This window comes from Bacillus sp. SA1-12 (assembly GCF_000981385.1).
GTDB lineage: Bacteria > Bacillota > Bacilli > Bacillales > Bacillaceae > Metabacillus.
In genome coordinates this window covers 188,211-214,509 of record NZ_LATZ01000004.1, presented here as the reverse complement: position 1 = coordinate 214,509, position 26,299 = coordinate 188,211, and the positions used below count along the sequence as shown (strand labels likewise).

The 26,299-nt window shown below is 37.8% G+C and carries 23 protein-coding genes and 1 pseudogene; 19 read left to right on the top strand and 5 right to left on the bottom strand.

All coding sequences use genetic code 11. The features are described from left to right. The first annotated feature begins 90 nt into the window (after positions 1-90). The 4 genes from WQ54_RS04500 (at position 91) to cls (ending at position 4,865) form a co-directional block, all read left to right on the top strand. Positions 91-879 (top strand): SDR family NAD(P)-dependent oxidoreductase, encoded by a 789-nt coding sequence (locus WQ54_RS04500; RefSeq protein ID WP_046512704.1) that lies wholly within the window; start codon positions 91-93, stop codon positions 877-879. 230 nt (positions 880-1,109) lie between these two features. Continuing rightward, complete coding sequence (locus WQ54_RS04495; protein WP_046512702.1) at positions 1,110-2,561, top strand: alpha-amylase; 1,452 nt, start codon at positions 1,110-1,112, stop codon at positions 2,559-2,561. 356 nt (positions 2,562-2,917) lie between these two features. Next, positions 2,918-3,247, top strand: a complete 330-nt coding sequence (locus WQ54_RS04490) for a general stress protein (protein WP_046512699.1) — start codon at positions 2,918-2,920, stop codon at positions 3,245-3,247. A gap of 112 nt (positions 3,248-3,359) precedes the next feature. Continuing rightward, positions 3,360-4,865 carry a cardiolipin synthase gene (gene cls / locus WQ54_RS04485; protein ID WP_046512694.1) on the top strand — a complete coding sequence of 502 codons (1,506 nt, stop codon included), beginning with the start codon at positions 3,360-3,362 and terminating at the stop codon, positions 4,863-4,865. A 71-nt stretch (positions 4,866-4,936) separates the two neighbouring features. Here cls and WQ54_RS04480 read toward each other — a convergent pair whose 3' ends face one another. Further along, positions 4,937-5,818 (bottom strand): YegS/Rv2252/BmrU family lipid kinase, encoded by an 882-nt coding sequence (locus WQ54_RS04480; RefSeq protein WP_046512690.1) that lies wholly within the window; start codon positions 5,816-5,818, stop codon positions 4,937-4,939. Between the two features lie 275 nt (positions 5,819-6,093). On the opposite strand from WQ54_RS04480, the gene WQ54_RS35580 reads away from it, so the two are divergent. The 5 genes and pseudogenes from WQ54_RS35580 to WQ54_RS04465 all read left to right on the top strand — a co-directional run bounded on the left by WQ54_RS35580 (position 6,094) and on the right by WQ54_RS04465 (position 10,383). Further along, on the top strand, positions 6,094-6,138 hold the full coding sequence (locus WQ54_RS35580; RefSeq protein ID WP_156177705.1) for an erythromycin resistance leader peptide: 45 nt from the start codon (positions 6,094-6,096) through the stop codon (positions 6,136-6,138). Between the two features lie 346 nt (positions 6,139-6,484). Then, positions 6,485-7,948 carry an Msr family ABC-F type ribosomal protection protein gene (locus tag WQ54_RS04475; protein ID WP_046512687.1) on the top strand — a complete coding sequence of 488 codons (1,464 nt, stop codon included), beginning with the start codon at positions 6,485-6,487 and terminating at the stop codon, positions 7,946-7,948. Between the two features lie 305 nt (positions 7,949-8,253). Next, positions 8,254-9,198 (top strand): homoserine kinase, encoded by a 945-nt coding sequence (locus tag WQ54_RS04470; RefSeq protein ID WP_046512683.1) that lies wholly within the window; start codon positions 8,254-8,256, stop codon positions 9,196-9,198. A gap of 211 nt (positions 9,199-9,409) precedes the next feature. Beyond that, a pseudogene (locus WQ54_RS35575) lies at positions 9,410-9,490 on the top strand (hypothetical protein); the annotation flags it as partial. 143 nt (positions 9,491-9,633) lie between these two features. Then, a complete protein-coding gene (locus WQ54_RS04465) occupies positions 9,634-10,383 on the top strand; it encodes a DUF2628 domain-containing protein (protein WP_046512680.1) in 750 nt (249 codons plus the stop codon). A 53-nt stretch (positions 10,384-10,436) separates the two neighbouring features. On the opposite strand, the gene WQ54_RS04460 is transcribed toward WQ54_RS04465, so the two are convergent. Further along, the gene (locus WQ54_RS04460; RefSeq protein ID WP_046512677.1) at positions 10,437-11,387 is read right to left on the bottom strand and encodes a DMT family transporter; all 951 of its coding nucleotides are present in this window, start codon (positions 11,385-11,387) and stop codon (positions 10,437-10,439) included. Positions 11,388-11,495: 108 nt separating this feature from the next. On the opposite strand from WQ54_RS04460, the gene WQ54_RS04455 reads away from it, so the two are divergent. The 4 genes from WQ54_RS04455 to deoD all read left to right on the top strand — a co-directional run bounded on the left by WQ54_RS04455 (position 11,496) and on the right by deoD (position 16,591). Then, positions 11,496-12,383, top strand: a complete 888-nt coding sequence (locus tag WQ54_RS04455; RefSeq protein ID WP_046512673.1) for an AraC family transcriptional regulator — start codon at positions 11,496-11,498, stop codon at positions 12,381-12,383. 360 nt (positions 12,384-12,743) lie between these two features. After that, a complete protein-coding gene (locus WQ54_RS04450; protein WP_052737652.1) occupies positions 12,744-14,348 on the top strand; it encodes a phosphodiester glycosidase family protein in 1,605 nt (534 codons plus the stop codon). Between the two features lie 309 nt (positions 14,349-14,657). Beyond that, positions 14,658-15,830, top strand: coding sequence for an MFS transporter (locus WQ54_RS04445; protein ID WP_046512670.1), 1,173 nt, complete (start codon positions 14,658-14,660; stop codon positions 15,828-15,830). A 53-nt stretch (positions 15,831-15,883) separates the two neighbouring features. Continuing rightward, positions 15,884-16,591 carry a purine-nucleoside phosphorylase gene (gene deoD, locus WQ54_RS04440; RefSeq protein ID WP_046512785.1) on the top strand — a complete coding sequence of 236 codons (708 nt, stop codon included), beginning with the start codon at positions 15,884-15,886 and terminating at the stop codon, positions 16,589-16,591. A gap of 58 nt (positions 16,592-16,649) precedes the next feature. On the opposite strand, the gene WQ54_RS04435 is transcribed toward deoD, so the two are convergent. Further along, a complete protein-coding gene (locus tag WQ54_RS04435) occupies positions 16,650-17,411 on the bottom strand; it encodes a TrmB family transcriptional regulator (RefSeq protein ID WP_046512667.1) in 762 nt (253 codons plus the stop codon). Between the two features lie 637 nt (positions 17,412-18,048). Between WQ54_RS04435 and WQ54_RS04430 the strand changes: the two genes are divergently transcribed. Together WQ54_RS04430 and WQ54_RS04425 are read left to right on the top strand one after the other, a co-directional pair. Further along, a complete protein-coding gene (locus tag WQ54_RS04430; RefSeq protein WP_052737651.1) occupies positions 18,049-19,584 on the top strand; it encodes an alkaline phosphatase in 1,536 nt (511 codons plus the stop codon). 50 nt (positions 19,585-19,634) lie between these two features. After that, positions 19,635-19,817 (top strand): hypothetical protein, encoded by a 183-nt coding sequence (locus WQ54_RS04425; RefSeq protein ID WP_046512665.1) that lies wholly within the window; start codon positions 19,635-19,637, stop codon positions 19,815-19,817. A 238-nt stretch (positions 19,818-20,055) separates the two neighbouring features. Here WQ54_RS04425 and WQ54_RS35185 read toward each other — a convergent pair whose 3' ends face one another. Beyond that, the gene (locus WQ54_RS35185; RefSeq protein ID WP_269431546.1) at positions 20,056-20,190 is read right to left on the bottom strand and encodes a hypothetical protein; all 135 of its coding nucleotides are present in this window, start codon (positions 20,188-20,190) and stop codon (positions 20,056-20,058) included. Positions 20,191-20,348: 158 nt separating this feature from the next. Further along, positions 20,349-20,861, bottom strand: a complete 513-nt coding sequence (locus tag WQ54_RS04420) for a DUF3231 family protein (RefSeq protein ID WP_046512780.1) — start codon at positions 20,859-20,861, stop codon at positions 20,349-20,351. A gap of 501 nt (positions 20,862-21,362) precedes the next feature. On the opposite strand from WQ54_RS04420, the gene WQ54_RS31745 reads away from it, so the two are divergent. The 4 genes from WQ54_RS31745 to WQ54_RS04400 all read left to right on the top strand — a co-directional run bounded on the left by WQ54_RS31745 (position 21,363) and on the right by WQ54_RS04400 (position 26,241). After that, the gene (locus WQ54_RS31745; protein ID WP_052737650.1) at positions 21,363-21,986 is read left to right on the top strand and encodes a helix-turn-helix transcriptional regulator; all 624 of its coding nucleotides are present in this window, start codon (positions 21,363-21,365) and stop codon (positions 21,984-21,986) included. 650 nt (positions 21,987-22,636) lie between these two features. Then, positions 22,637-23,563, top strand: coding sequence for a sugar ABC transporter permease (locus WQ54_RS04410; protein WP_231597448.1), 927 nt, complete (start codon positions 22,637-22,639; stop codon positions 23,561-23,563). Between the two features lie 14 nt (positions 23,564-23,577). Then, a complete protein-coding gene (locus WQ54_RS04405) occupies positions 23,578-24,492 on the top strand; it encodes a carbohydrate ABC transporter permease (RefSeq protein ID WP_046512660.1) in 915 nt (304 codons plus the stop codon). 69 nt (positions 24,493-24,561) lie between these two features. Further along, a complete protein-coding gene (locus WQ54_RS04400) occupies positions 24,562-26,241 on the top strand; it encodes an ABC transporter substrate-binding protein (protein ID WP_046512658.1) in 1,680 nt (559 codons plus the stop codon). The last annotated feature ends 58 nt before the right edge of the window (positions 26,242-26,299 follow it).

Below are 26,299 nucleotides of genomic sequence, written 5' to 3'. Positions count from 1 at the left end.
TTAAATGTGAGTTTCTATTTATGTTAGCTGGGTATTTATTATTTACCAGTATGAATTTTTCGAATTTTAAAAGGCGAGGGAGGAAGAAACGTGGAATGGTTTCATGCAAAAGGTGAGCAAGTTGCAATAATCACAGGTGGAGGCTCAGGTATTGGCAGAGCGGCAGCAAGAAAATTGGCTGCACAAGGAATTAAAGTTTGCTTAATGGATATCGAAGAATCTCGGGTTAAAAAGGTGGCAGAAGAAATAAATCAAAACGGTGGACAAGCCATTGGTGCGGCTTGTGATGTTTCCGATGAAGCGCAGGTAAAAAGAGGGATAAACGAGGTCATTGATCACTGGGGCAGACTTGATATTGTTTTTGCCAATGCAGGAATTAACGGAACTCTTGCTCCGATTGAGGACTTAACATTCGAGGATTGGAACAAGACATTATCGACGAATTTATCAAGCACGTTTTTATTGGTTAAGCACTCCATCCCTCATATGAAATCAAGTGGCGGCAGTATTATTATTGCCAGTTCTATAAACGGCAACCGTACCTTCTCGAATATAGGAATGTCCGCTTATAGCACCTCAAAAGCCGGACAAGTGGCCTTTATGAAAATGGCCGCATTAGAACTGGCCCGTTATAAAATACGTGTTAATGCAGTTTGTCCAGGGGCAATTGAGACAAATATTGGTCAGAATACACATCACACAGAACAATTGAAAAAGGTGGAAATTCCAGTTGACTATCCAGAAGGAAATCAGCCGCTGGAGCATAGACCAGGAGAGCCGGAGCAGGTTGCAGATCTTGTCCTCTTCTTAGTCTCTGATATGAGCAGCCATATTACTGGGACAAAGGTTTATATCGATGGTGCAGAATCATTATTATAGTTTTTCGGCTATAGAGGTTTTTTGGAACGAATTGGTGAGAAAACTGCTTAGAAAATCGAGTCAAAGGGAGACCCTGCAATTGCACTTAGCCGTGAGGCTCCCTGACAAGTGCAAATCTATTGTTGAAATCACAGGTAAGTTTAACAGAACCTAATGCTCTTTAGTAACAAAGTAAAGGGGGTTCAAATGATAACAATTTGTCATGCATAGGTTAATAGGAGGTAAACAAAATGGAACGAAACCATACCATGATGCAATTTTTTGAATGGCATGTAGAAGCAGAAGGAACCCTCTGGAGCAGTCTGAAGGAGTTAGCACCAGAACTGAAGGATAAAGGGATTGATACGGTATGGATCCCCCCGGTAACGAAGGGGCAATCAGGAGAAGACCCAGGCTATGGCGTGTATGATTTATACGATCTTGGTGAATTTGATCAAAAAGGAACAGTCCGCACGAAATATGGGACAAAGCAGGAGTTACTTGATGCGATTGCTGCATGTCATGAGTATGGTATCCATGTTTATGCTGATTTGGTCATGAATCATAAAGCAGGAGCGGATGAAACTGAAGTATTTCAAGTAATTGAAGTTGATGAAGAGGATCGATTGAAAGAAATATCCGAGCCCTTTGAGATCGAAGGATGGACGAAGTTTACTTTTCCTAATCGAGATAACAAGTATTCCTCTTTCACATGGAGCTTTGAACATTTTAGTGGGACAGATTTTGATGCAAAGCGGAATAATTATGGAATATATCGGATCGTAGGCGATCACAAAAGTTGGAATGACAATGTAGATGATGAGTTTGGAAATTATGATTATTTAATGTATGCCGACATTGACTATAATCATCCAGAAGTAAGAAACGAAATGATCCAATGGGGGAAATGGCTTGTAGATACATTACAATGTGACGGCTACCGATTAGATGCTATTAAACATATTAATTATGAATTTATCAAACAATTTGTAGAAGAGGTACGTCAGCATCAAGGGGATCAGTTTTATGTTGTAGGGGAGTTTTGGAATCAAGAACTCGAAGCATGCCAAAAATTTCTGGACAATGTTGACTTTAGCTTCGATTTATTTGATGTATCCCTTCATTATAATTTACATACAGCCTCAAATGCCGGCCGTGACTTTGATCTCACGATGATTTTCGATCATACTCTTGTCCAATCCCATCCAGAGCATGCTGTAACCTTTGTTGATAATCATGACACTCAACCAAATCAGTCACTAGAATCATGGGTTCAGGATTGGTTTAAACAAATTGCCTATTCTCTTATTTTACTTCGTAAAGACGGTTATCCATGTGTTTTTTACGGGGATTATTTTGGTATTGGCGGGGATGAACCTATTGAAGCAAAGAAAGCAGCCATTGATCCGCTTCTATTTGCCAGATGCTATAAAGCATATGGTGAACAAAATGATTATTTTGACCATCCAAATTTGATTGGCTGGGTTCGCCGTGGCGTAAAAGAAATAAAACAATCAGGATGTGCCGTTGTCATTTCGAATGCGGAAGAAGGAGAGAAACGAATGTATGTAGGTGAAGAACGGGCTGGAGAGGTATGGGCTGATCTAACTGGAACAAGAGAGGATTCTATTAAAATTGAAGCGGATGGATATGCAGCATTTCCTGTTAATGGGGGTAGTGTATCAGTGTGGACACATCTATAATTTGATTAGTATATTGACTCCATAAGACTTTATTAATTTTGGTAGAAGTCCTCCTTCATAGTGTTTAAAGACTTTTTCTGCAGGGTAAAACTCTTGTAAATAAAAAAGGAGGAAGTTAGGTAATGGATCATCATCCTTGGAAGAAATGATTCCCAGTAGGTGGATTTGGTGCAACATGAACCTTAGGAGGATTAAGCTGGATGTGCTGGTGGAGTAGACAAGATAATGATACTAGTGATGGTGAACAGAATGATGAGTCAGATATCGAAAATTAAAATACAGAAACAAATTAAGCATCTTCATTCCTAACTTTTAATCCAGCATTAAAAATCAATTTCTAAGGAGGGTTTCATAACATGAAAGAGGTAAAAGTTGTACAAAATGCTGTTGAAGCAAGAGAAGCAATTGGTCAATTAATCACTCAAGGGTTTAGCAAAGATGAGGTTTTTGTCTTGGCTCATGACAAAGATTTTTCTGAGAATCTAACAAGAGCAACGAATACGGAAAAGATCAGTGTAGAAGAGCAAGGTGTCTTTGATTCAGTAGCAAATGTGTTTCGATCACGTGGAGATGAACTACGCTCCAAAATTCAATCTTTAGGTGTTTCTGATGTTGGTGCTCAACAATTAGAGGAAGAATTGGATCGAGGAAGAATAGTAGTGGTTGCAGCAAAATCAGTATCATAATATTCCCGAAAGGCTCGTCAGCAGGCGGGCCTTTCTATATAAATACATACACTACTTTTTATCTAGATTCTCTAACGTCAAAATCATTAAACAAATGTTGGAGGACCATTTTATGAAAAAACGACGAATTGAATTCTTATTTGTTCTCATTATTATCGGATCAGTCTATATGATTTTCTTTACAAATAGCAGCTACCTGTTGAAGGGATGTTTTTTGGTTTTATACGGACTTATTATTCTGACAACTATTTTCTCATTAATGCTTGAAAACCGAACAGCTCACAATACTTTGCTATGGATGTATGTATTGATCTTTCTCCCTGTTATCGGTTATATCTTTTATCTGTATTCAGGTCAGTTGTATTTGAAAGGCTATCTTTTTCAAAGCAAGCGGAAAAATGATCGTGATTCCTTGAAGAACATGTCAACTAAACAGCAAACTCCTGATATTTTAAAGCTTAAAGAACATCAGAAATGCTTTGTCCAATATTCCCAACGGGTTGCGCTGACGCAGATGAATATGCGCACACAGACAAAGGTCTTAACAAATGGTGCCGAGACGTTTACTGAAATGAAAAAACAGCTAAAGAAAGCAAATCATTTTATCCATATAGAATACTATATTTTTCGTTCTGACCGGCTTGGAAAAGAAATCATGGATATTTTAATTGACAAAGCAAAAAATGGAGTGGAAGTACGGTTTATCTATGATGCCGTTGGAAGTCGATCATTGTTAAGTAAGGATATAAAAAGGATGAAGAATGCGGGTGTTTCCGTCTATTCTTTCTTACCCATTAAATATGGATTTTTTAACCAAAAGTTTAATTTCCGGAACCACCGAAAAATCATTGTGATTGATGGGCAAATTGGGTTTGTCGGAGGGTTAAACGTCGGCATTGAGTATCTCGGCCAAGATGAAGAGATTGGTTTTTGGCGGGACACCCATTTAATGCTGGAGGGGGAAGCCCTACAAACACTGCATTCTATATTTCTCTTAGATTGGGAATATATTAGCAATGAATGCTTACTTGATGACCCGCGCTATAACACGGCATCTTCTGTAGAAGGAGATGGGTTGGTCCATGTCGTGGCAAGCGGCCCGGATACACAAGAGGACATTATAAGTGATATGTACTACACGATGATTTCCTGTGCCACCAAATCAATTTGGATTGCAACGCCATATTTTGTTCCAAATGAATCCATCCGGACAGCCTTGAGAATAGCTGCGAAAAAAGGAGTTCAGGTTCGGGTCATGGTGCCAGAAATTAATGACGGGTTTCTTACCCAATATGCGACAAGGTCATACTTTCCAGAACTATTACGGTGCGGTGTTGAAATTTATTCCTATCAAAAAGGGTTTTTACATCAAAAAATCATCATAGTTGATGGTGATCTTGCCTCAATTGGTACAGCGAATATGGATATGCGGAGCTTTCAGTTAAACTTTGAGGTAAATGCTTTTTTAATTGAGGCAAGCACTATACAGGATTTAGTGGCTGATTATGAAGCGGATATAAATGTAAGTAAACGAATACGGCCGGTTGAGTTTTATAAGCGGAGTCTCATCGAAAAGTTAAAGGAGTCAATTGCTCGACTGTTCTCTGGGGTTTTATAAGATCATTTAAAGAAGGGGCGGTTGAAAAAAAGCCGGCCCTATTACAATTTGATCGTTTCATGTAAATTTTTTTAAAGCACATAAATATTTAAATGGCCCGGCAACACCTTCAGGTTGAGAGGTAAACGATCACCCTCATCTCCATCAATATTGGCCTTCAAATGATGAGAAGAAAAGATTTGAAGTGCAGATGTACTAATATACTCGACAGCTGGGTCATTAATATGTTCCCCTTTAAGAAGAGCTTTCACTAACTTTATGAATTGAAGGTAGGAGACATCTTTGATCATCATACATTTTAACAGGCCATCATCTACTTTGGCGTCAGGGGCAATTTTTTCAAATCCTCCTACTGAGTTCGTTAAAGCAGCCAGTATGAGTAAAACCTCTCCTTCCCATGCGCCTTTATCGTGTTGAAGTCTTACGTGAAAAGCCTGTTTTGAGGTCAGGGATTTTATCCCCTCCATAAAATAAGCTAATGGACCAAGGAGCGTTTTTTGTTGGGCTGATACAGAAAATGAGGCTTCGGCAATTTCTCCAACTGCAAGAACATTCAAGAAATACTTGTTATTGACTTTGCAAATATCAACTGTACGTAGTTTTTCCTTCTTTAACACTTCTACGGCCTTACTGCTATCAAGCGGGATATGTAATGCGCGGGCAAAATCGTTGACTGTTCCTAAGGGAATAATCCCAAGTGATGGCCGGTGTTCTTGTTCAGCCAAGCCGTTAATGATTTCGTTTAACGTTCCATCCCCACCCATAGAAATCACAGCATCAAATGAATGCTTACAGGCAAGCCTTGCAAACTGTAATGCATCACATTCTTTTTCAGTCAGGTAGATTTCCAAATCAAACCCTTGTTTTTGCAATGTTTCTGCAACATGTGGAAGGTTTTTTTCTGCTTCTTCCTTTCCAGAAGAAGGATTCATAATAATCATGGCCCTTTTCATCTAATTTCTCTCCATTCATTCCTTTTTGACGAACATTGATTTATTTCCCGATAAATGAAGAGTAAAACCAAATAAGAAAGAATAACTTAGAAGAAATCAAACGGCAGAAAGTGCGATTGAGGCATGGTAAATGAAATCTTTTTGATAAAGAAGTTAAACTAAGGGGGAGTAAGTGCCCTTTTTGTTAAAGATTTGTGTTAATACCCTTTGACTTTTTTTAAGTGGGATTTTATAATGGCATTGTACTTTTATACATTAAGGAGGATTATTAAAAAATGACACATTCGATGAGACTTCGATTCCCAACTTTGAACCGGTAATTGAATACGTTCAAAGGCTCTGCTTCGTGATTGCAGAGTAAACGGGATCAGTCTGTCCTTTTTTAATAATCTTCATTTCATATATTCTTTTGCCCATATTAGTCCATTGCGATGAACTGTGGGCAAGGAGATGAAAAATATGTAATGTCCAGAAAGGCGGATTTTTCTGCCTTTCTTTCTTTTTGTTTAGATTTTCCTTCTTTTGTTTAGTAAAAGGAAGGCTTATTTGCTGACGGCTCCTAATAGCCCCTTAACTAATAAGGATAGGTATGTTTCTTCCCTTTACTCTCAAATCACAGGCAGATGCCTGTGATTTTTTTATTTTAACAAAGCGAGGTAATGAATAATGGAAAAAATATGTCTTGAATTAGAAAAGATAGAACTCTCATTTTTAGATCGTATAGTGTTAACTATTCCCCGGCTGGCCGTCCATCAGTTTGACCGGATTGGAATTGTTGGTAAGAACGGAGCTGGCAAGAGTACGTTATTGAAACTTATGAACGGACAAATTAAGCCTGATAAGGGTCATGTCAAACAATTTGTGGATTTTGCTTATTTTGATCAGGTGGAATCACCTGTTGAAAGAGACGTAGATTTTGAGCTAGTTGGAAAGTTAGCTATTCCACAAACCAAGATTGAAAACTTTAGCGGCGGTGAACAAACAAGGCTGAAGTTAGCACAGATCTTTTCAAATTATCATGAAGGTCTATTGATTGATGAGCCTACAACACATCTTGATGAAGAGGGGACACGCTTTTTTATCGATGAATTGGCCTATTATTACGGAGCGCTCGTGCTTGTCAGTCATGACCGTTATATCCTGGATAAACTCGTCTCGAAAATTTGGGAGATCGAAGATGGATGTGTAACTGAATACACAGGAAATTATTCAGATTATGCAGCGCAAAAAGAGCTCCAGAGAAGACAGCAGCAACAGCAGCATGAAAACTATTTAAAAGAAAAAACACGTTTGTTAAGGGCTGCAGAGGAAAAAATGAAAAAGGCAGAAAAAATAACTCAAGCTAATGGCCATATTTCAAAGAAGGAAACGAAAGCAAAAGCGAATAAAATGTTTATGACAAAATCAAAGGATACGAGCCAAAAAGCTGTTCAGCGTGCAGCGAAGTCGATTGAGCAACGAGTGAACCAGCTTGAAGCAGTTGAGGCCGCGAAAGTTGAACAAACACTTAGGTTTCATCAGCCAATCGCTCTTCAGGTGCATAATAAGTTTCCAATTATGGCAGATCGTCTGACACTAAAGCGAGGAAATAACCTTCTCCTAAAGGAAACAACCTTCCAATTTCCATTGGGAAATACTATTGCTATTAAAGGAAAGAATGGTTCAGGAAAAACAACCTTACTCCGGCACATTTATCAAAAGGGTGAGGGGATGATCATTTCTCCGAAAGCGGTAATTGGATGTTATGAACAAATGAGTTATCAATTTGAAAAAGATGAAAGTGTATTGGCCTATATAAAAGAAAGAAGTGACTATGATGAAAGTAAAATTCGTGCAGCTCTTCATGCAATGAATTTTATTGGAAATGATGTTAAGAAAAATGTCCGGGAGTTAAGTGGTGGAGAAGCGGTTCGTTTGATATTGTGCCAACTATTTTTAGGGAGATATAATGTCCTGATTTTAGATGAGCCAACCAATTTTTTAGATGTTTTTTGTATTGAGGCATTGGAACGCTTTTTGAAGGCATATGAAGGAACTGTCCTTCTCGTATCACATGATCGTACATTTATTGAAAGAGTCGCTGATTGTGTATATTCAATAGAAAATCAAAAATTAATTGTAATAAAATAATGTGACAGGAAGCAGAAGGACTCTGCTTCTTTTTAGTTTTAAATGGAGTTAAAGGATCTACCCCCTAAAAAACGTTGCTTAACACGGTCAAATTATATGTATGTAAGGGCTTGAATTTTTGAGGGAAAGTAGGATATCTTGTATTATCTTAAGAAGATAACAGTCAACGAATGAGGCCAATTTATATTGCCAAAATGTTTCATGGCTTAATATTAGTAAACATTCTTTAATGTTTTTCTCAAATTGATCACCATCCGTTACATGGCCGCTTACCAAGTAAATAATATAATAAAGGGGAATCATACATGGCTGCAAAAACAGAATTTTCAGAACATGAATTAGCAAAGATAATGACAAATTATAACCTTGGTAAATACATAGACTCCGAACCTTTTAAAAACGGAAATGTTCAAACGAACATTAGAATTCAAACAACGAATGGTCAGTTTGTTTTCAGGTATTATGAAAACCGCACTGAGAATTCGGTTTTATTTGAAACTGAATTACTTAGGTTTTTAAAGAATCACAATTATCCCTGTCCAAAACCAATAGAAAATAAGAATGGAAAATTTGTAAATAGTTATAACTCAAAACCTTATGCTGTATTTGACTATATGGAGGGACATCACGTTCAAGAGCCGAACGAGATACAAAAGAAACAGCTCATTCAAATGGCTGCAGAATTACATACGATTACGAAAGATTATCAACCTATATATAAAGAGAGTCGCTGGAATTATAATGTTGAATTTTGCAAGGAACAAGCCCAAAAGGCATCAGAGCGCATAAATAACTTACATTCAAAAAAGAAATTCAGTTGGCTAAAGAATGGCTTGAATGAATTAAATCTGCCTCAATCATTACCGAAAGGGATTTGTCATGCGGATTTTCACTTCTCTAATGTTTTGTTCAACAATGGTGAATTTAGTGCATTGTTGGATTTTGATGATGCCAACTATACATATCTGCTGTTTGATTTAGTTGGTTTATTAGAATCTTGGGCTTGGCGTTATGATCAAAATGAGTTCATTAACTTTAACGAAGCGAGGAAAATTGTCTTAGAATACGTAAAACACAGACCGTTAGAAACAGTTGAAAAAAAACATTTATTTGATGTGTATAAATTAAGTATTTTTATAGATTGTGTTTGGTTTTTTGAAAGAGGAGACTCCGAGGATTTTTATGAAAAAAGAAAGATTGATTACCTTGATCACATAGGAAGACAAAGATTTTTTGAGGAATTATTTTAAGAATACAGAATGAGGTTACATTTGTCCAAGGAGTAACCTAACATTGTCCCTAAGGAAGAAACCAATGTTGTTTTGAGGATCTTCCAATTGTAGCGTCTATAATCCATTTTTAATAACTATTAAACCAAGATGATATGAAACGAAAGGAATTAGGTATAACCATGGATGAATATGATGTAAAAATGGGTTTGAAACGCAATAATTACACTTTAATGCACAGGGAAATCTATTATTCTTAGGTGCAAACTTTTTGGCCGTTCTTATCTATCATTGGAAACAGAAAAGAAGCTGAATAAGAAAGCGGGAATGCTTCTTTATAGAAGCTGTCCAAAATAAGAAATTTTACTTCTGATGATTGAGATAATGCTTGTACTTTTACGTATCCTGAAGTATTTTTAATCTATTAAATTTACTTTGAACAAAGAGGAGACCCACATGGAAGAATCCCGCTTAAAAGAACTATTAAAGGTCGTGCAAAAAAACACATCTTATTATCATCTAAAATGGGGGTCGGTAAGTGATCCTGGAAAGCATAACACGTGGAATTGGGCTGCATTTTTCTTTACCATCTTCTGGCTGGCCTATCGGAAAATGTATAAGTTATTTTTTATTTTTCTCGGAATTGAGCTGATTTTGACCATTCCTATCTATTTTGTAGATATGCCCGAATGGCTGCTGTATAGCTTTTATCCGCTTGTAGGAATCATTACAGGCTGGTACGGAAATCGCTGGTATAATTTGCACACTGTTAAGATATTAAATGAAGCACAAGAACGACCTGATTCTCAGCAAGAACCTTATATAAAAACGAAAGGCGGAGCACATCTTGGGATCATGTTCGGACTCATGGCCTTTAGCCTTTTCTTCTTTCTCCTAACGGACTTTGCTCTTGCTTATGTACCAACTAAAACAAATATTAAAGATATCGTCCGCTACAGTGACGATGCGATTACACTTGAAGTATTTACGGAAGATTATAGGTGGAATTATGTGAAGGAAGAGGATCGCTACCATGTGGTAGAATTCAAAGGCTATGACTATACGGAAGATGAAGATGTACGCATACTCTTTCATGTATTTTTTGATAAACAGCTCTATGAATGGGGTGATGTTTACCTGAATGGTGAGAAACTCAGTAAAGAAGAAGCGATCGACTATGAATTGTGGATTGAAGAAAACTGGTAGATTGCAGTGATAGGTAAAAAGCTTTCCTATTTTGTCCCTCTATAAAACACCCCTCAACTAACTCTGAGGGGTGTTTCAGTTTTTGTTGTTTTACTAGTTTTAGAGGAGGATTTTTTATTTAACGCTAATAATAAAATCATCGTGATAATACAGGCTGTACCAACCCATTGAAAAATTCCAAACGATTCCTTTAACCAAATGACGGTTGTTAAAACCGCAGCTAAAGGCTCTAGACTGCTGAAAAGACTTGTTTCTTTAGGCGAAAGACTTTGTAAGCTTTCGATATAAAACCAAAAGGCCAACATCGTACCAAAGATGATCACGAAAAGTAAATAGAAGGAGGTTTCCAACTTAAAGCTTGAAACATCCACCTGCCAAGGAGGGTGCATAAAGCTTAAGGCTAAACCGCCGATGACCATCGCCCAGCCAACAATGACAAGCGAATCGTACTCCTTCAGCAGAGGAACGGCATATAACGTATAAAATGCTAACGCCGCTCCTGATAAAATCCCCCAAATAATCGCTGGTGAAGACACAGATAATTGTGTGATTGAGCCGTTTGTTAACAGGAAAAAGCAGCCAACTAAAGCAAGTGAAATCGTGACCCCATCACTTACAGTTAAAACCGTTTGCTTACGTAAAATGAGATAAATGATAATCATAACAGGTGCTAAATATTGCAATAATGTAGCAACAGCTGCATTACCATAATGTATCGATGACATGTAGGTATATTGAACAGCAAGCATACCAACTAGACCAAAGATGATCAGTTGAAATGCTGACTTTTTATTTTTCCACACACCAACAATTTGAGAACGGTCTTTTCCAATAAATTGAACAAATAGCAGTAATAAACCAGCTATAAGCAATCGTACCGTAACAAGCCAATTTACATCGATTGCGTATTGAAAAAGCTTTTGTGCAACTGTTCCTCCAACTCCCCAAAATACCGCTCCTGTTATCACAAGGAACAATCCTGTTCTTTTAGCAGGTTTACTCATGATTGTTTCTCCACCTTTAAATATAATAATATTGTTATCATAAGGGGAAAGTTTGGTTTTTTCTACTCGTATTGAACGAAAAAATATCAATATATTGAGGTGTTGGGTTTGCAGATAAAGAATTTCGTGATTGATCAACAGCTAAAAGAGCTTACTGAGCATCGAACAGTTTCGTTACCGATCGCCTGTTATGAAACAACGATTAATGAAAATATACATGGTTATATACCTCTTCATTGGCATGAAGAAATACAATTTGTCTACATTATAAAAGGGGAAGCCATCTTTCAAATAAATAAAGAAAAAGTGGAGGTCCGAGAAGGTAATGGTCTATTTATAAATAGCGGCTGTCTCCACATGACAGAGGATAAAAATCAATCCGGGTGTATCTATCTTTGCTTGAATATTTCTCCTCATTTCGTTTTACCACAAGAACTCTATGCAACCTATGTATATCCCTATATTCAAGCGACTAATTTATCTTACTTATACATAGATTCCGCTGAACCTTGGGGGAAAAACATTTTAGATGCTATGATCAAAATCAATCATTGGATTCAGCAAAAATCATCATACTATGAAATCGACATCACCATTCAGCTATCCTTAATTTGGAAAAGCTTGATTATAAGCGGTTTTCAATTAGAATTCGATGAAACAGAGATGGTGAAAAATAGCCGGATGAAGGAAATGTTAAATTGGATCCATTTCCATTATGCCGAGAAAATTTTGCTGGACGATATTGCAAAAGCAGGCCAATTGAGCCGCTCTGAATGCTGCCGGTATTTCAAGAGAATGTTAAACACTACCCCATTAAAGTATGTAACAGATTATCGAATTCAAAAAAGCTTACGTTTATTGCAACAAACAGAATCGAATGTGACGGAAGTGGCTTATCAAGTAGGATTTAATAGCACAAGCTATTTTATTGATAAATTTCGAAAGTCGATAAATATGACGCCGTTGGCCTATAAAAAAGCTAAAATGGATGATTAATAAATAGTAAGGATATAAAAAAAGTTACCCCGTGGAAATATGGGGGAATCAAGATCATAGTGGATCAATCGTTTAAAGCCCTTGAGAATATTTTTAAGGGCTTTAAACGATTGGCTTTTTTGAATTTGTGGAAACTTTACAAAAGCTTCATAAACTCTAATGCTGTTGCAATGAAACATTAACATCTGCTTAATATCTTGTTTTTATAATAAAAATCAATTGTTTCAATGTAAGAGCTTCTTAATGTCCGTGCTTATTTTAAAGTTCATATCAGTGAGAAGAATGACAAAAACATGGCTTGGATTATTTTGCTGCCAAAATTGGTTTTATAGTAGTCGATTAACTTAAGGAGTGGGAATAGTGAGAAAAACGATGAAAAAAGCTATGATACCTATCGCATCGATCAGTCTAGCTTCTGTTCTGCTTTTAAATAATGCCCAAATATTGCAGGTTCAAGCTGAGAACAAGGAAAATTCGATAAGGCAAATAATAAATGATGAGCTCCCGCTTGGTGCACCTAATTTAAAGGAAAAAAGAACAGCTGAAAATTTAGCACCTGGAGTTACTCACACTAAAATCACACGCGGAAAACAATCAGATGAAGATTTTTTTACAGTGGATGTTGATTTCGTTGACACATATAAACAAGCAAAAACATTAGCAAAAAAACTTGAAAGTGATGGATATGATAAAACTCGTATTGAGAAGATAACAGAAAGAGCGATGGATGACAAAGAAAAGGGGCCGCTAGGATTTCTTGTCCGTGTTGGAACTTTCAAATTGGAGGAAGATGCAAAGGCTCTTCAGCAAGAAATGTCTAATGATGGATATACTGGCCTTCGTGTTGTTTTTACCGGTGAGGATGGAAAGATGACAACAGGACCATGGGTGATTAATGTGATTGAAGTTGATCCGGAAAAATATAAAGGAAAAGTTGTGCCTGCGTTAGCTAATGATGAAGTACAAGGAAAAGAAACGTTAACCGAAATGGTTGAAAGAAACCACGCATTAGCTGGAATAAATGGAGGATACTTTGTAGTAGGAAGCAATGATGGAACACCTGGTGATCTTGCGGGTATATCTGTCATAAATGGAAAGCTTATTAGTGAAGCGGTCAACGGCCGCTCGAGTCTTCTTTTTCCTTCATCAGGAAGCGATGCGTCCATCGCTTCAGTTTCATCTTACATTAAAGCTACTTCAACAGACGGCGCTGATCGGGAAGTTGATGGTGTTAATCGTATGCCTGGATTGATTCGCGGCTGCGGCGGAACAGGAGGAGATATGACAACTGAGAAGCCGAAACATGATTATACTTGTAAAGATGATAGTGAATTGATTCAATATACTTTTGCATTCGGTGAGAACACGGAATCTGGTGAAGGAGCCGAAGTGGTATTAAATGAGTCTGGTGATGTTGTTGATTTTCGCAACAATCGCGGCGGAGAAATTCCAAATAAAGGTTCAGTACTTGCTGGGACGGGAGAAGCAGCACAGTGGTTGAGAGAACACGCACAAGAAGGGATGAATATTCAGGTTAAAAGTGAAATGACTGCGGATGATAAACCTTTATTGCTAAAACAAACAACCGGAATTATTAACGGAGGACCACGTTTATTAGAAAATCGTAAACTATCAATAAACGCAGTAGAGGAAGGATTTCACTGGGAAGAGAATCCTGAGTTTTATTACCGATTCGGGGAACGTCGAAACCCAAGGACACTTGCAGGAATTAAGGAAAACGGCAACCTGCTGTTCGTAACAATTGACGGACGAGCCCCAGGCTGGAGTGTAGGTGCGAATTTTGAAGAAAGTGCAAGGATTATGAAATCACTAGGTGCAGTGGATGCTCTCAACCTTGATGGCGGCGGGTCTACATCCATGATCGTTGACGATACATTAGTTACAAGACCATCAGATCAAACTGGTGAACGCCCGATTGCTGATGCCATACTTTTAATGCAATAAGTTCAAACGATAAAAATCTGGTTATACAGGTAATTATTTAATAAGAAAACCGGTCTTCTAAAAAGTCTCTTTTAGAATGAATAGTACAAATAAGAAGGGGTAATTGCTAACGGTAAAAACGTTAACGATTACCTCTTTATCTATTTCAGCAGCCATTTAGACTAAGCATTATTCCAGATCCAATAATGTCTTCACCGCTTTAGTCTTGAGGAGTCGAGTAACATGTGGTTTTTATTTTATAAATTTCCTCTTGTTAACTCTATTCTCTTAGGTTACTATCTTAGTAGTAACCATAAAGGAGCGTAGATAATGGATAAACGTGTTTACTTATTAACAATTGTTTCGTTTGTAGTTGGAATGGTTGAATTGATAATCGGAGGAATCCTTGATTTAATTTCGTCAGATTTAAATGTAAGTCTGGGAAAGGCAGGATTTCTCATCACGGTGTTCTCGCTTGTATTTGCGATGGCTGCGCCGATTTTATTGACCATGACAGCAGGTGTTGAGCGGAAGCGATTAACATTGCTTGCTTTATTAATCTTTTTTATCGGGAACGGCTTGGCAGTCTTCAGTCCTTCCTATAGCATGCTATTAATTGCACGAATTATTTCAGCTGCAAGCGGGTCTTTGCTTGTCGTATTATGTGTAACAATTGCATCAAGCATTGTGGCAGAAAAATACCGGGCGCGTGCAATTGGTGTGGTATTTATGGGTGTCAGTGCTTCCCTTGTGTTAGGTGTTCCAATCGGATTAATGTTAGGAAATGCTTTTGGTTGGCGTGCCCCGTTTATCATGATTCTCGTTTTAACATTACTGTCGATCATCGGTGTGACTTTCTATATGGATACCATTGAACCAAAACCGTCAATTTCGATTAGAATGCAACTACGCACATTGAAAAATCGAAGGGTATTATTTGCCCAGCTAACATCTTTTCTGTTTTTGGCCGGACATTTAACCTTATATGGTTATTTAACGCCATTTTTAAAAATGGAAGTTGGACTCGATGGAACTTGGGTTAGTGTTGTGTATTTAATCTTTGGGGTTGCAGCAGTAGCCGGCGGTGGTTTTGGCGGATTACTGGCTGACAGGTTTGGTACAAAGCCTACTATTCTATTTGTAATTATAGTTTTTGGAGCTGCCATTTTTTCTATTCCTTATACGACTTTCGCTCTTCCGTTATTTTTAGTAGTCATGATGATTTGGAGTATGTTAAGCTGGGCGATTACACCAGCAATGCAAAGCTATCTTATTGAGGCTGCTCCGGAAACGTCTGATATTCAGCAAAGCTTAAATAATTCAGCACTGCATTTTGGCATTGCTTTCGGATCGTTTGTCGGGGGGATTGTCATTGAGGGGGGATCTGCCGCTCTAAATCCTCAAATTGGCGGTTTATTTATCATTGCTGCATTGGGAGCTGCAGGGATATCAATGGCTAAACAAGGTCATTCTTTTTTGACCCTTGCTAGAAATCAAGAATAATAAAATGGAGGTGAATTTCATTGCAATTGGTACCCAATTGTAATGATAAAAAAATGAGTACACATATTAACGCAAAACAAGGTGAAATTGCAGAAAATATCTTATTGCCTGGTGACCCGTTACGAGCAAAGTATATTGCAGAGACTTTTTTGGAAGATGTTAGTTGCTACAACAATGTAAGGGGAATGCTTGGATTTACTGGAACATTTAATGGGGAACATGTGTCTGTGCAAGGAACCGGCATGGGGATTCCTTCGATTTCCATCTATGTTAATGAACTGATTCGAGATTATGGCGTAAAAAATTTAATTCGCGTTGGAACATGCGGGGCTATTCAAAAGGATGTGAAGGTGCGTGATGTCATTTTGGCAATGACCGCTTGTACCGACTCCAATATAAACCGTCTTACCTTTCCGGGGATTGACTTTGCTCCGTGTGCAAACTTTGATTTAGTGAGAAAAGCCTATGATGCTGGCATCAAGAAAGGACTGTTTGTACGGGCTGGAAATGTCTTAACAGCTGATGTATTTTATCGTGATAGCATGGAAATTGTAGAGAAATTAGCTGATTACGGAGTCATGGCTGTGGAAATGGAAACAACAGCATTATACACCCTTGCAGCAAAATATGGTGTAAATGCCCTATCCATCTTAACGGTAAGTGACCATATTATGACAGGTGAAGAAACAACTGCTGAAGAACGCCAAACAACCTTTAATGACATGATTGAGATGGCACTTCAAGCAGCTATTTCTTACTAAGTTCTCCTGAAAAAGAGGCTGCTCATATGAGTCGCCTCTCTTTATTTTGACCAAATCCCTAATAGCGTAACTTCATCAATATGCTTTTAATCTCTTCATCCTTCATTAACAGATCAAAATGCTTTTCATTAATTTTAGCCAATGCCACATCATGGTAGAAAAACTCGGTAAACACCTTGATAAATGGTTTGGCCATTGTCTTCATTGCCTGCCAGGATCGATCTTCCACACCTGCAAAGATGACTTCTTTATCATCTGCGATGATCAAACGGAACCGTTCTAATGAATGGTGTTCTTTTGCTGGAATCAATGTGTGGATATTGGATAAGGTTGTATCTATTTCACCAACAACCAGCACCTCGACATCTACCCCATGTTTTTCTTTTTCAGTTAACAAAGGCAAGTATTCACTTAGGTCATCCTTCCAAGCCGATAGACGAATTGATTCTTTGGCATCTTGAACAAGCTGTTTACTTTGAGCCCGGATGGATGTATCCACCTTCAAGCTCCAAACATGCTCATCATTGTAGGAACGCTTTTTGATGCCGTTATTTTTTAATTGTTCCACGTTCGCTTGAAATTCACTTGTTAGTTTTTCAATCGCAATCGATAATGGCAGTCCGGTATAAAGCTTTTTATTGTCCGAAATTGAATCCATGATCATGCCTTTTTCAATCATACGTGAGATCACTTCATATATTTTTGCCTTTGGGACACCTGAATATTTAACAATAGTCGTTGCATCCATAGGTTCCTCGCTTGTCGCCAGTACTTCATAAACTTTACTTTCATATTGAGAAAAGCCGAATTTTTGTAACATGGTTCCTCCAGTGTTATCCCTTTAGATTTTCTATTGTAATAATGGGGGTATCTGTTAATCATAATCATAATGTAAGTGGAAAATCAATTTCAATAACAGAGTACTATGGGACAATCGTTCAACTCGAAGGTTTTAAAATAAAGAAAATAAGCTGCCATTTTATAAAGCTTAAAAAGACAGTATTATCCAAAAATATGACAATATTCGGGAGAAATGGACTAGTTATTGAAATAAATATTCATAGGATATTTACTTACCCCTAATACTCTATTAATAAAATCATTTTATGATAAATACATAGAGTTTAAATTTTGTAGAAATTAATATTGCTAACTGCCAAGGGTGGAGTATAAGGAGAAAACCCAGGTATAGTTGCAAGTTCTCTGATCATACACATTTGCTTAGGTTAAGCCATGTGTTTTTTTCGGGACTGGCTATACTTGGGTTTTTTTGTGGATTTAAGCAGTTAGCTATTAGAGGAGCTCTTACTATTTCAAGGGAAAGTGGAAATTCAGTCAAAACAATAAAGGAGAGATTAACTTGAAATTTGACAAATGGCTAGAAGACCTTTCTTCAAGAAAGATTAATCGCCGAAGCTTTCTAGGAGCATCAGGAAAAACTGCAGTAGCAACAGTGATTGGTCTTTCCCTTCCAAATATCAATCCAAATGGATGCAGAAGAAGCACCTACTTTCTCGGCTTATCCGTTTACACTTGGAATTGCCTCTGGCGATCCGCTTCCAGACGGTGTTGTCTTATGGACAAGGCTTGCACCGGATCCTCTTGCAGAAGATGGAAGCGGTGGAATGGAAAAAAGATATGTTTCTGTCCAGTGGGAGGTTGCGGAAGATGAAAAGTTCAAGAAGATTGTTCGCAGAGGAACAGAGGTTGCTGCTCCCGAGCTTGGTCATTCTGTGCATGCTGAAGTTTATGGGTTAAAATCCGGTCGTGAGTATTATTATCGGTTTATAGCTGGAAATGAAATAAGCCCGGTAGGTAGAACGAAGACAGCTCCGGATTATGATGATCATGTGAAAAGTCTTTCGTTTGCCATCGCTTCCTGTCAATCTTGGGCAGGTGGACGTTACGCTGCCTATAATAATATGGTTAAAGAAGATCTTGATTTTGTTCTTCATCTTGGAGATTACACGTATGAAAGCAGAGATATGGAAACATTAGTTGACTTCCGAAACAATCATGCAAAATATAAAACATCGCCGGATTTGCAAGCGGCACATGCAAAATTCCCTTTCATCGTAACCTTTGATGACCATGAGATTGAGAATAACTGGGCAAATGATACTTCTCAACCGGATAATGAAGAGTCAAATGAGCGCGAGCGCTTCCTTAAATTGCTTGCAGCAGCATTTCAAGTTTACTATGAGCACTTGCCTCTTAGACGTCGATCAAAGCCACAAGGATCGGACATGCTTCTTTATCGGAAATTTACGTTTGGCGATCTAGCTGAATTCAGCGTAATGGATACACGGCAGTACCGTGATGATCAAGTAGGTGAAGGGTTTCCCGGAGGGCCTGTTTCTCCTGAAGCTTCAGATCCTTCAAGAACAATGATGGGGTCTGAACAAGGACAATGGGTGATAAAAAATTTACTTCGCTCACGCGCTAAATGGAATGTCTTGGCACAGCAAACTATGATGGCACAATACGACTATGACACAGGGGAAGGATTAAGCGTCAATCATGACCAGTGGGATGGATATACTGCAGATCGTGATCGCCTGCTTACTTTCATTAAAGAACGACGTCCTTCAAATCCAATTGTATTAAGTGGGGACTGGCATTCAAGCTTTGTGAATGATGTAAAGAAGGATTTCAACAATCCTATATCAGAAACTCTCACAACAGAGTTTGTCGGTACTTCGATCAGTTCAGGTTGCGGATGGAAGGATGCTGTAGAAGCCGCTCTTTCAGTGAACCCACATGTTAAGTTTTTTAATGGTGACTATCGTGGCTACGTTGTTTGCAACGTGACACACAAATCTTGGCAAAGTGACTTTAGGGTTGTTACATCAGCCAGCGATCCAAACGCAGATGCCAGTACGCTTACATCATTTACCGTAAACAATGGCAAATATGATTGTTATATTTGTCCGAAGGATCAAATACTTCCTTACCGTACAACGACCAGGGATGGTTACAGACAATACGCATAATGGTGATGGAGCATATAAATCCTATGTTGAAACTGGTGGGAGATTATTTGTTGGAAAAATACGGAAATGTCCGAGTGAAAACGTTTGGTACACTTGCACTTGAGCAGTCCATTAAGTCAAGCGGTCACATTGTATTATCTTTAGGTAGTAAGGAGCCATGTGATGTGGTCGTTGTAGGACGCGATCCCTCGTTTACCTATGAAAAGCTCTATGATTGTACAAGAACGAACTGATTCATATTCTTTATAGCCTGTTACCGCTTGGATCGCTGCAATAAGTGCCCCAGTTTCAGGAACCCTGCTGCCGTCTTCACCTGGGTGAAATAGATCCGGATTTACCGCCACAAGTTTTACACAATCAACATGCCTTTCTGTTGTAATCCGGTGCTCTTACGTATGTCTCATCTAATCTATTTAATGTACCGTAATTGCCCTTCTTTTAATTTGTTTTCTGTATATAAGATTGAGAAAATCATACATACCCTTCCTGAAACTCCCCAAATGAAAAGTAAGGAACTAATTCACCAATGTTTGAAACTGTAACATCCGGATTAAATCCAAGCTCAGAAGGAAATAATTCACCATGGGAAATCCATACCGTATGCATCCCGCCAAGTGTCCTAAAGTAGCCAAGAAAGTAATAATGATCACTGATCTTACCAAATTGGGGAAATCACCTAGTGTAAATGCACCCCGCATTTTAAATCAATGCATTAAAATGCGGGTGCTTAGAGACTGACATATACCCCAAAAGAGGTACGATTCTTAACAATCTTCCGTTTTATTAAGATGTAACGGCGGAGGAATTAACCAGCCTTTTTCCTTATTAAGTCTTAACGCTTTGCCTCCTAAAGCGGCTTTTTGAGTGTGAATTTGTCCAAACATCATAGCAATATCTTCACGGATAGATTGACCAATAATCATACTGCAAGATACTAATCCTGCCGCGATATTAGCTGATAATGCTGCAGCAATTTCTTGATCCATCATTTTTGCTCCAACTGGTATATCTTCAAGCCGAGCTTTAGGTCTTTCTGGGGGAGTAGGAGGGAGGCCGACTCCGTTTTCCTTTAAAAGAGCCTCAATTTGCTGAATTTCTTGTTGGCAATTTTGAATTGATTCCTCTAATAATTTTTTTAAATCTCCATCTCCTGCATGATTCAACTGTGTTTGATACCCAGCTACAGCCCCTTTTGCAGTAAGAAGGAAAGACCAAGTAGAAAACACTTCACCATAATGCAGTGGCTCATTTTGTGGATTTCCGCTTAAAATACCCATGAAAACACTCCTTATTGTTTTTTTTACATCCATTAAAATTCTCCTATCAGAGTTAACATGATATAAATCACAGTTTTATATCAAAAATGGAATTACAAAAACAATTAAAGTATTTGTAACAAAGTTAAATTTATTCAAGGTTTTTAAACTTAACCTAACTTATTAAGGAGGATCGAAAATTGAAAGCTAGTTACAATGCAGGTGTGTGATAACACTTAAAGTGCCATTTGATTAATAATTGATTGACAGATCCAAACAAAAGTTAAAGTTTTTCAATTTAGGATGATAAGAATCAAAAACGTAACATATAATAAAAGCGACACTGAGTATGTGTGTCGCGTTTTTAAATGCTTATTATTTGTGGTTATTTATTATGAACGCTTACCGGTTCCGCCTACATCTCTTGTTACATCTTTTCTTTCATCTTTCGTCATATAAAGCACCTCACTTACATTTTCTTGTTACTCATAAGTTGTCCACGAAAAGGAGGCGATATACATAATGAATAAAAAAAATAATTCCGAACAAAATAAGATCACATATGTTAGTTTTGGCGATAGTCAAACAACTGAAACAGAAGAACGATCTGAACAAGACGAATTTGTATTTATAAAAGTGGGCTTTAAAAAAGAAAACTTTGATAAAATTAAAGATTATACAACCTATGCAAATGTAGAAGCAAAAATGGATAAAGTCGATGTGGAGTATACCCCAGAGGATTTTATAAAGGGCGCAACCATGCTTTTTATCGACTCTATGCTCGACAATATTGATGCTCACCAGCCGAAGGAAATAACGAGAAAATTATATGAATCCCTGCCAGAATTTCTGCCGATATTAAATGAGGGAGCTAAGCAAATGAGTGACACGCCGAAGGAAAATGTTGAATCGCTCATTAATCGCCATGAGGGGACGATTAAAAATAATATTAAGAAAATCATGAAGCAGCAAAAACTTTCGCAAAAAGAGCTTTCAGAACTGACCGGTATTGATAAAAGCAATTTATCCATTTATATGAATAATAAATCTCAACCATCAATTGAGTTTTTTTTGAGGATATGGCATGCCTTGGATTATCCGCCTCTGAATGAAATGTTATATAGGGAAAAAACACGTGATGCTTAAAGGAAAGGCATCTTTTTTTTGTGTGAATTAGTTGAAAATATTTAACTTTTATTAAATATTTTTAAAAAAAGGTAATAAAACATGCACCAGCCTCAATATGCTATACCATAACGAGTTAGTGAACATTTTTTGCAATGGCATCATGTCAATAGCTAACCGGGTTGGCATAAAGCCTCCCCATCATGGAGGTGCACCTATGGATATTAATACAGCGATGTTTATGATTGCCTTAGTTACGTTGGTTGTTTTATTAGTTGAAAAAGTTAAAAAGTAATCATCCCTACTTATTAGCTGTTAGGGTTGATTACTCTTTTTTTGTTGTATTTATTTCCCTATAAAAAATTCACACTATATAACTTTCTCATCCTGTGTGAAAATGTAGGATAGTTTCTTAAATTTTTTAGGATTATCGCTTTTTCAGAAAGCGTTTAATTTATTGACAGCAATGAATTTAATACATAAACCATTTCGAATAATCATTTATATATAGGTATTAAAATCAGATAAATACCTTACTAATTATCACCTGATTTTTGTGAAAATTAGTAAGGTATTTTTACCGTGTTTCCTCATTTAGAATAAATATACAGAGAAGGAGGAGTCTTATGGAAACGGTAAAAAAGAAACCAATTATAAGCGGGAATCTGACAATGAAAACGAAAAAGACACGGAGTTTTTGGAAGGTGTTTTCAAGTCAAAAAATTCTTTATATGATGTCACTCCCTTTTGTTGCATGGGTTTTTGTTTTTAATTATTTGCCTTTATGGGGTTGGACGATGGCGTTTCAAAATTATCGGCCAGCAAGGTCATTCTTTGAACAAGAGTGGGTCGGCTTCGAACATTTTATCACCTTATTTACTGATGAACGTTTTTTTCTGGTGTTAAGAAATACGTTAGCGATGAGTTTTCTTAGTTTAATCGTTGGGTTTACTGTTCCGATTTTGTTTGCTGTTTTGCTCAATGAAGTTCGGCATTCTGTATTTAAACGAACTGTGCAAACTGTAACATATTTGCCTCACTTTGTTTCGTGGGTAGTGGTGGCTGGGATCGTGACAAAAATGCTATCAATTGATGGCGGTATCGTTAATGACCTTTTACTGAAGTTAAATATTCTTGATGAACCTTTTCAGTTTATGGCTCAAGGGACATGGTTCTGGGGAATCGTAACGGCCTCGGATTTATGGAAGGAAATGGGCTGGAATGCCATTATTTTTTTAGCAGCGATTGCCGGACTTGATCCTCAGCTTTATGAAGCTGCAAAAGTAGACGGAGCGGGCAGATTAAGAAGAATCTGGCATGTGACATTACCGGGCATCCGTCCAACCATTCTTGTTGTGCTGATTTTAAATATCGGTCACTTGGTCAGCATCGGATTCGAAAAACAGATGCTGTTAGGAAACTCACTTGTTGTTGATTATTCAGAGGTCCTGGATTTGTATGCGCTTAACTACGGAATTGGATTAGGGCAATTTTCTTATGGGACAGCCATTGGCATTTTTAATTCGGTCGTTAGTATTATCCTCTTGTTTATTGCGAATGGAATCTTTAAGCGCTTTTCAAATCAAAGTGTCATGTAAAGGAGAACGGATAAATGGCTGGGAATCGAGCTTTAAATAAAGGTTTAAATAAAGACCGTGTCTTCGACCTGTTAAATTATGCATTCTTAACGGTTGTCATGGTTGTCACATTGTATCCCTTTTTAAATGTATTGGCGATTTCATTGAATGAATCAACCGATACAGTGAGAGGCGGGATTTATTTATGGCCGAGGGAGTTCACATTTAATAATTACTTAGAAATTGCTAAATACGATAACTTAGTTACCGGCTTTATTAACTCGGTCCTGCGGACAGTGGTCGGTACCGTTTTAGGTGTTTTTGTCCAAGCGATGGTTGCATTTACTTTAAGCCGGGCTGACTTCCAGGGACGGAAGTTTGTATCCACCTTTATTGTGTTAACGATGTATTTTTCAGGAGGATTAATTCCTGGTTATATGCTGGTAAGAGATTTAGGCTTAATGAACTCATTTTGGGTTTATATTTTGCCAGGCCTGGTAAGTGCCTTTAATATCATAATTATTCGGTCGTTTATGGATGGTCTGCCATTTTCCCTCCAGGAATCAGCGAAAATGGATGGAGCGAATGATTTTACAATCTTTTATCGGATTATCCTGCCGCTATGTAAGCCAGTATTAGCGACAATCGCATTATTTGTCGCAGTAGGACAATGGAACAGTTGGTTTGACACCTATTTATACAATAGCATGAATGAAAGCTTAACAACCTTACAGTATGAATTAATGAAAATTTTGGATAATACCTCCATGAGTGGAAGCGTTGATGCGAATCAGATGCGGCCAAATGCGGAGCAGCAATCAAACATGGTATCACCTGAATCCATCAAAATGGCGATCACCATGATTACCGTTATCCCGATCATTTTAGTGTATCCATTCGTGCAAAGATTTTTTATTCAAGGGATGACATTGGGAGCAGTAAAACAGTAAGAGCTGCTTATGTTGTCTGCAGGTTCACCTATTTTTACAAACAACTGTATATCAAGGGGGAGAAATGGGATGAAATCTTTTAAAAGAATTTGCGGTATGGTTTTTATCACAGCTTTATTTGCGATGTTGATGGCATGTCAAGGTTCAAATGAGAAGGCTTCAACTGAAAATGACAGCAAATCAGATGGAAATGGGGAAATGACCTTTACGGTTTTTGATTCTGACGCGAACTCTGACTGGGAGAATATGGAGAGCCCGATTGGACAAAAGATTAAAGAGGATACAGGGGTAACACTTGATCCAGAATTTGATATGGAAGGCGGTCAAACAAAAATTCCTTTAATGATTGCCAGCGGTGAATATCCTGATCTCATTACATCAAAGGGTGCTAGTCAGCTTGTTGAAGCAGGAGCGTTAATTGACCTTGCCCCGCTTATTGAAGAGCATGCACCAAATATTAAAAAAATGCTTGGTGATGAAATCAATCGGATGAAGTGGAGTAAAGATGACCCATCCATATATGTTTTACCTAATAGTCCAGTTAAAAATGAGGCAATGACTCCAGGTTTCGCAGCACTTGTCCAGCACGATGTTGTGAAGGAATTGGGTTATCCGGAAATGAAAACGCTTGAGGACTTAGAAAATGTCTTGAAAGAATATTATAAACGTCATCCTGAAATCGATGGACAGCCAACGATTCCATTAACCCTCCAGTCAGATGGCTGGCGTTTTCAAGCTTCTACCTTAAATAGCGGATTTATGATGACGGGGGCATCAGATGATGGTGAGTATTACGTTGATCCACAGACCTATGAAGCGACCTTGCATTATCGCCGTCCAGCTGAAAAAGAAGTTTTCCGCTGGTATAACAAGATGAACACAGAAGGTCTGTTAGATCAGGAATCTTTTGTCCAAAAAAATGATCAATGGTTAGCAAAATTGTCTACAGGACGGGCATTAGCAACTATCGCTCCGGATTATATGATCAATGACGCACAGAATGCCTTACGTGATGAAGGGAAATATGAACGAATGTATGGCTACTATCCTATTACTTTAAGTGAAGAATATAAGCACCATGCATATCAAAGCTCAGGTTTCCAAGTAGGATGGGGGATTGGCATCACTGTTGATTGTGAAGACCCTGTTCGCGCTATCAAATTCCTCGATTATTTAGTTTCAGAAGAAACACAAATCATGTTAAATTGGGGAATTGAAGGGGAGCATTATGAAATCGTTGATGGCAAGCGTGTTATCCCAGAAGAAGAATGGGATAAACGCAGAAATAATAAAGACTATTTAAAGGAAACAGGAATAGGCTATAACTTCCTTCGCTTTGCCCCGCGTTATGGCGATGGTGTGTTAGACTCAACAGGACAAACCTTTACAGTCAATACCCGTGAACTGGCAATCGAAGGTTTAACAGATGTTGAAAAAGAAGTACTGAAAAATTATGATGCTGAATTATGGAAGGATCTATTCCCACCTGCTGAGGAATTTCCTGTAAAACCTTGGGGTGCAGGCTACAATCTTGCAATCCCTGCAGGTTCTAAGCTTGAGGTATCAAACAAAAAAATGATAGATATCACGTTTAAACGAATTCCAGAGGCTATTCTTACTAAACCTGATGACTTTGATCGAATATGGGATCTATTCATGAAGGACTTAGAGAAAGCCGGAGTTGAAGAGGCAGAAAAAGAATTCACGAAAATAGTGAAGGACACAGTTGAATTATGGAGCAAGGAATAGATTGCTAACTTGAAATAATGCCGTCACAAAAAAGGGCCAGACCTCTTTATTACAATAT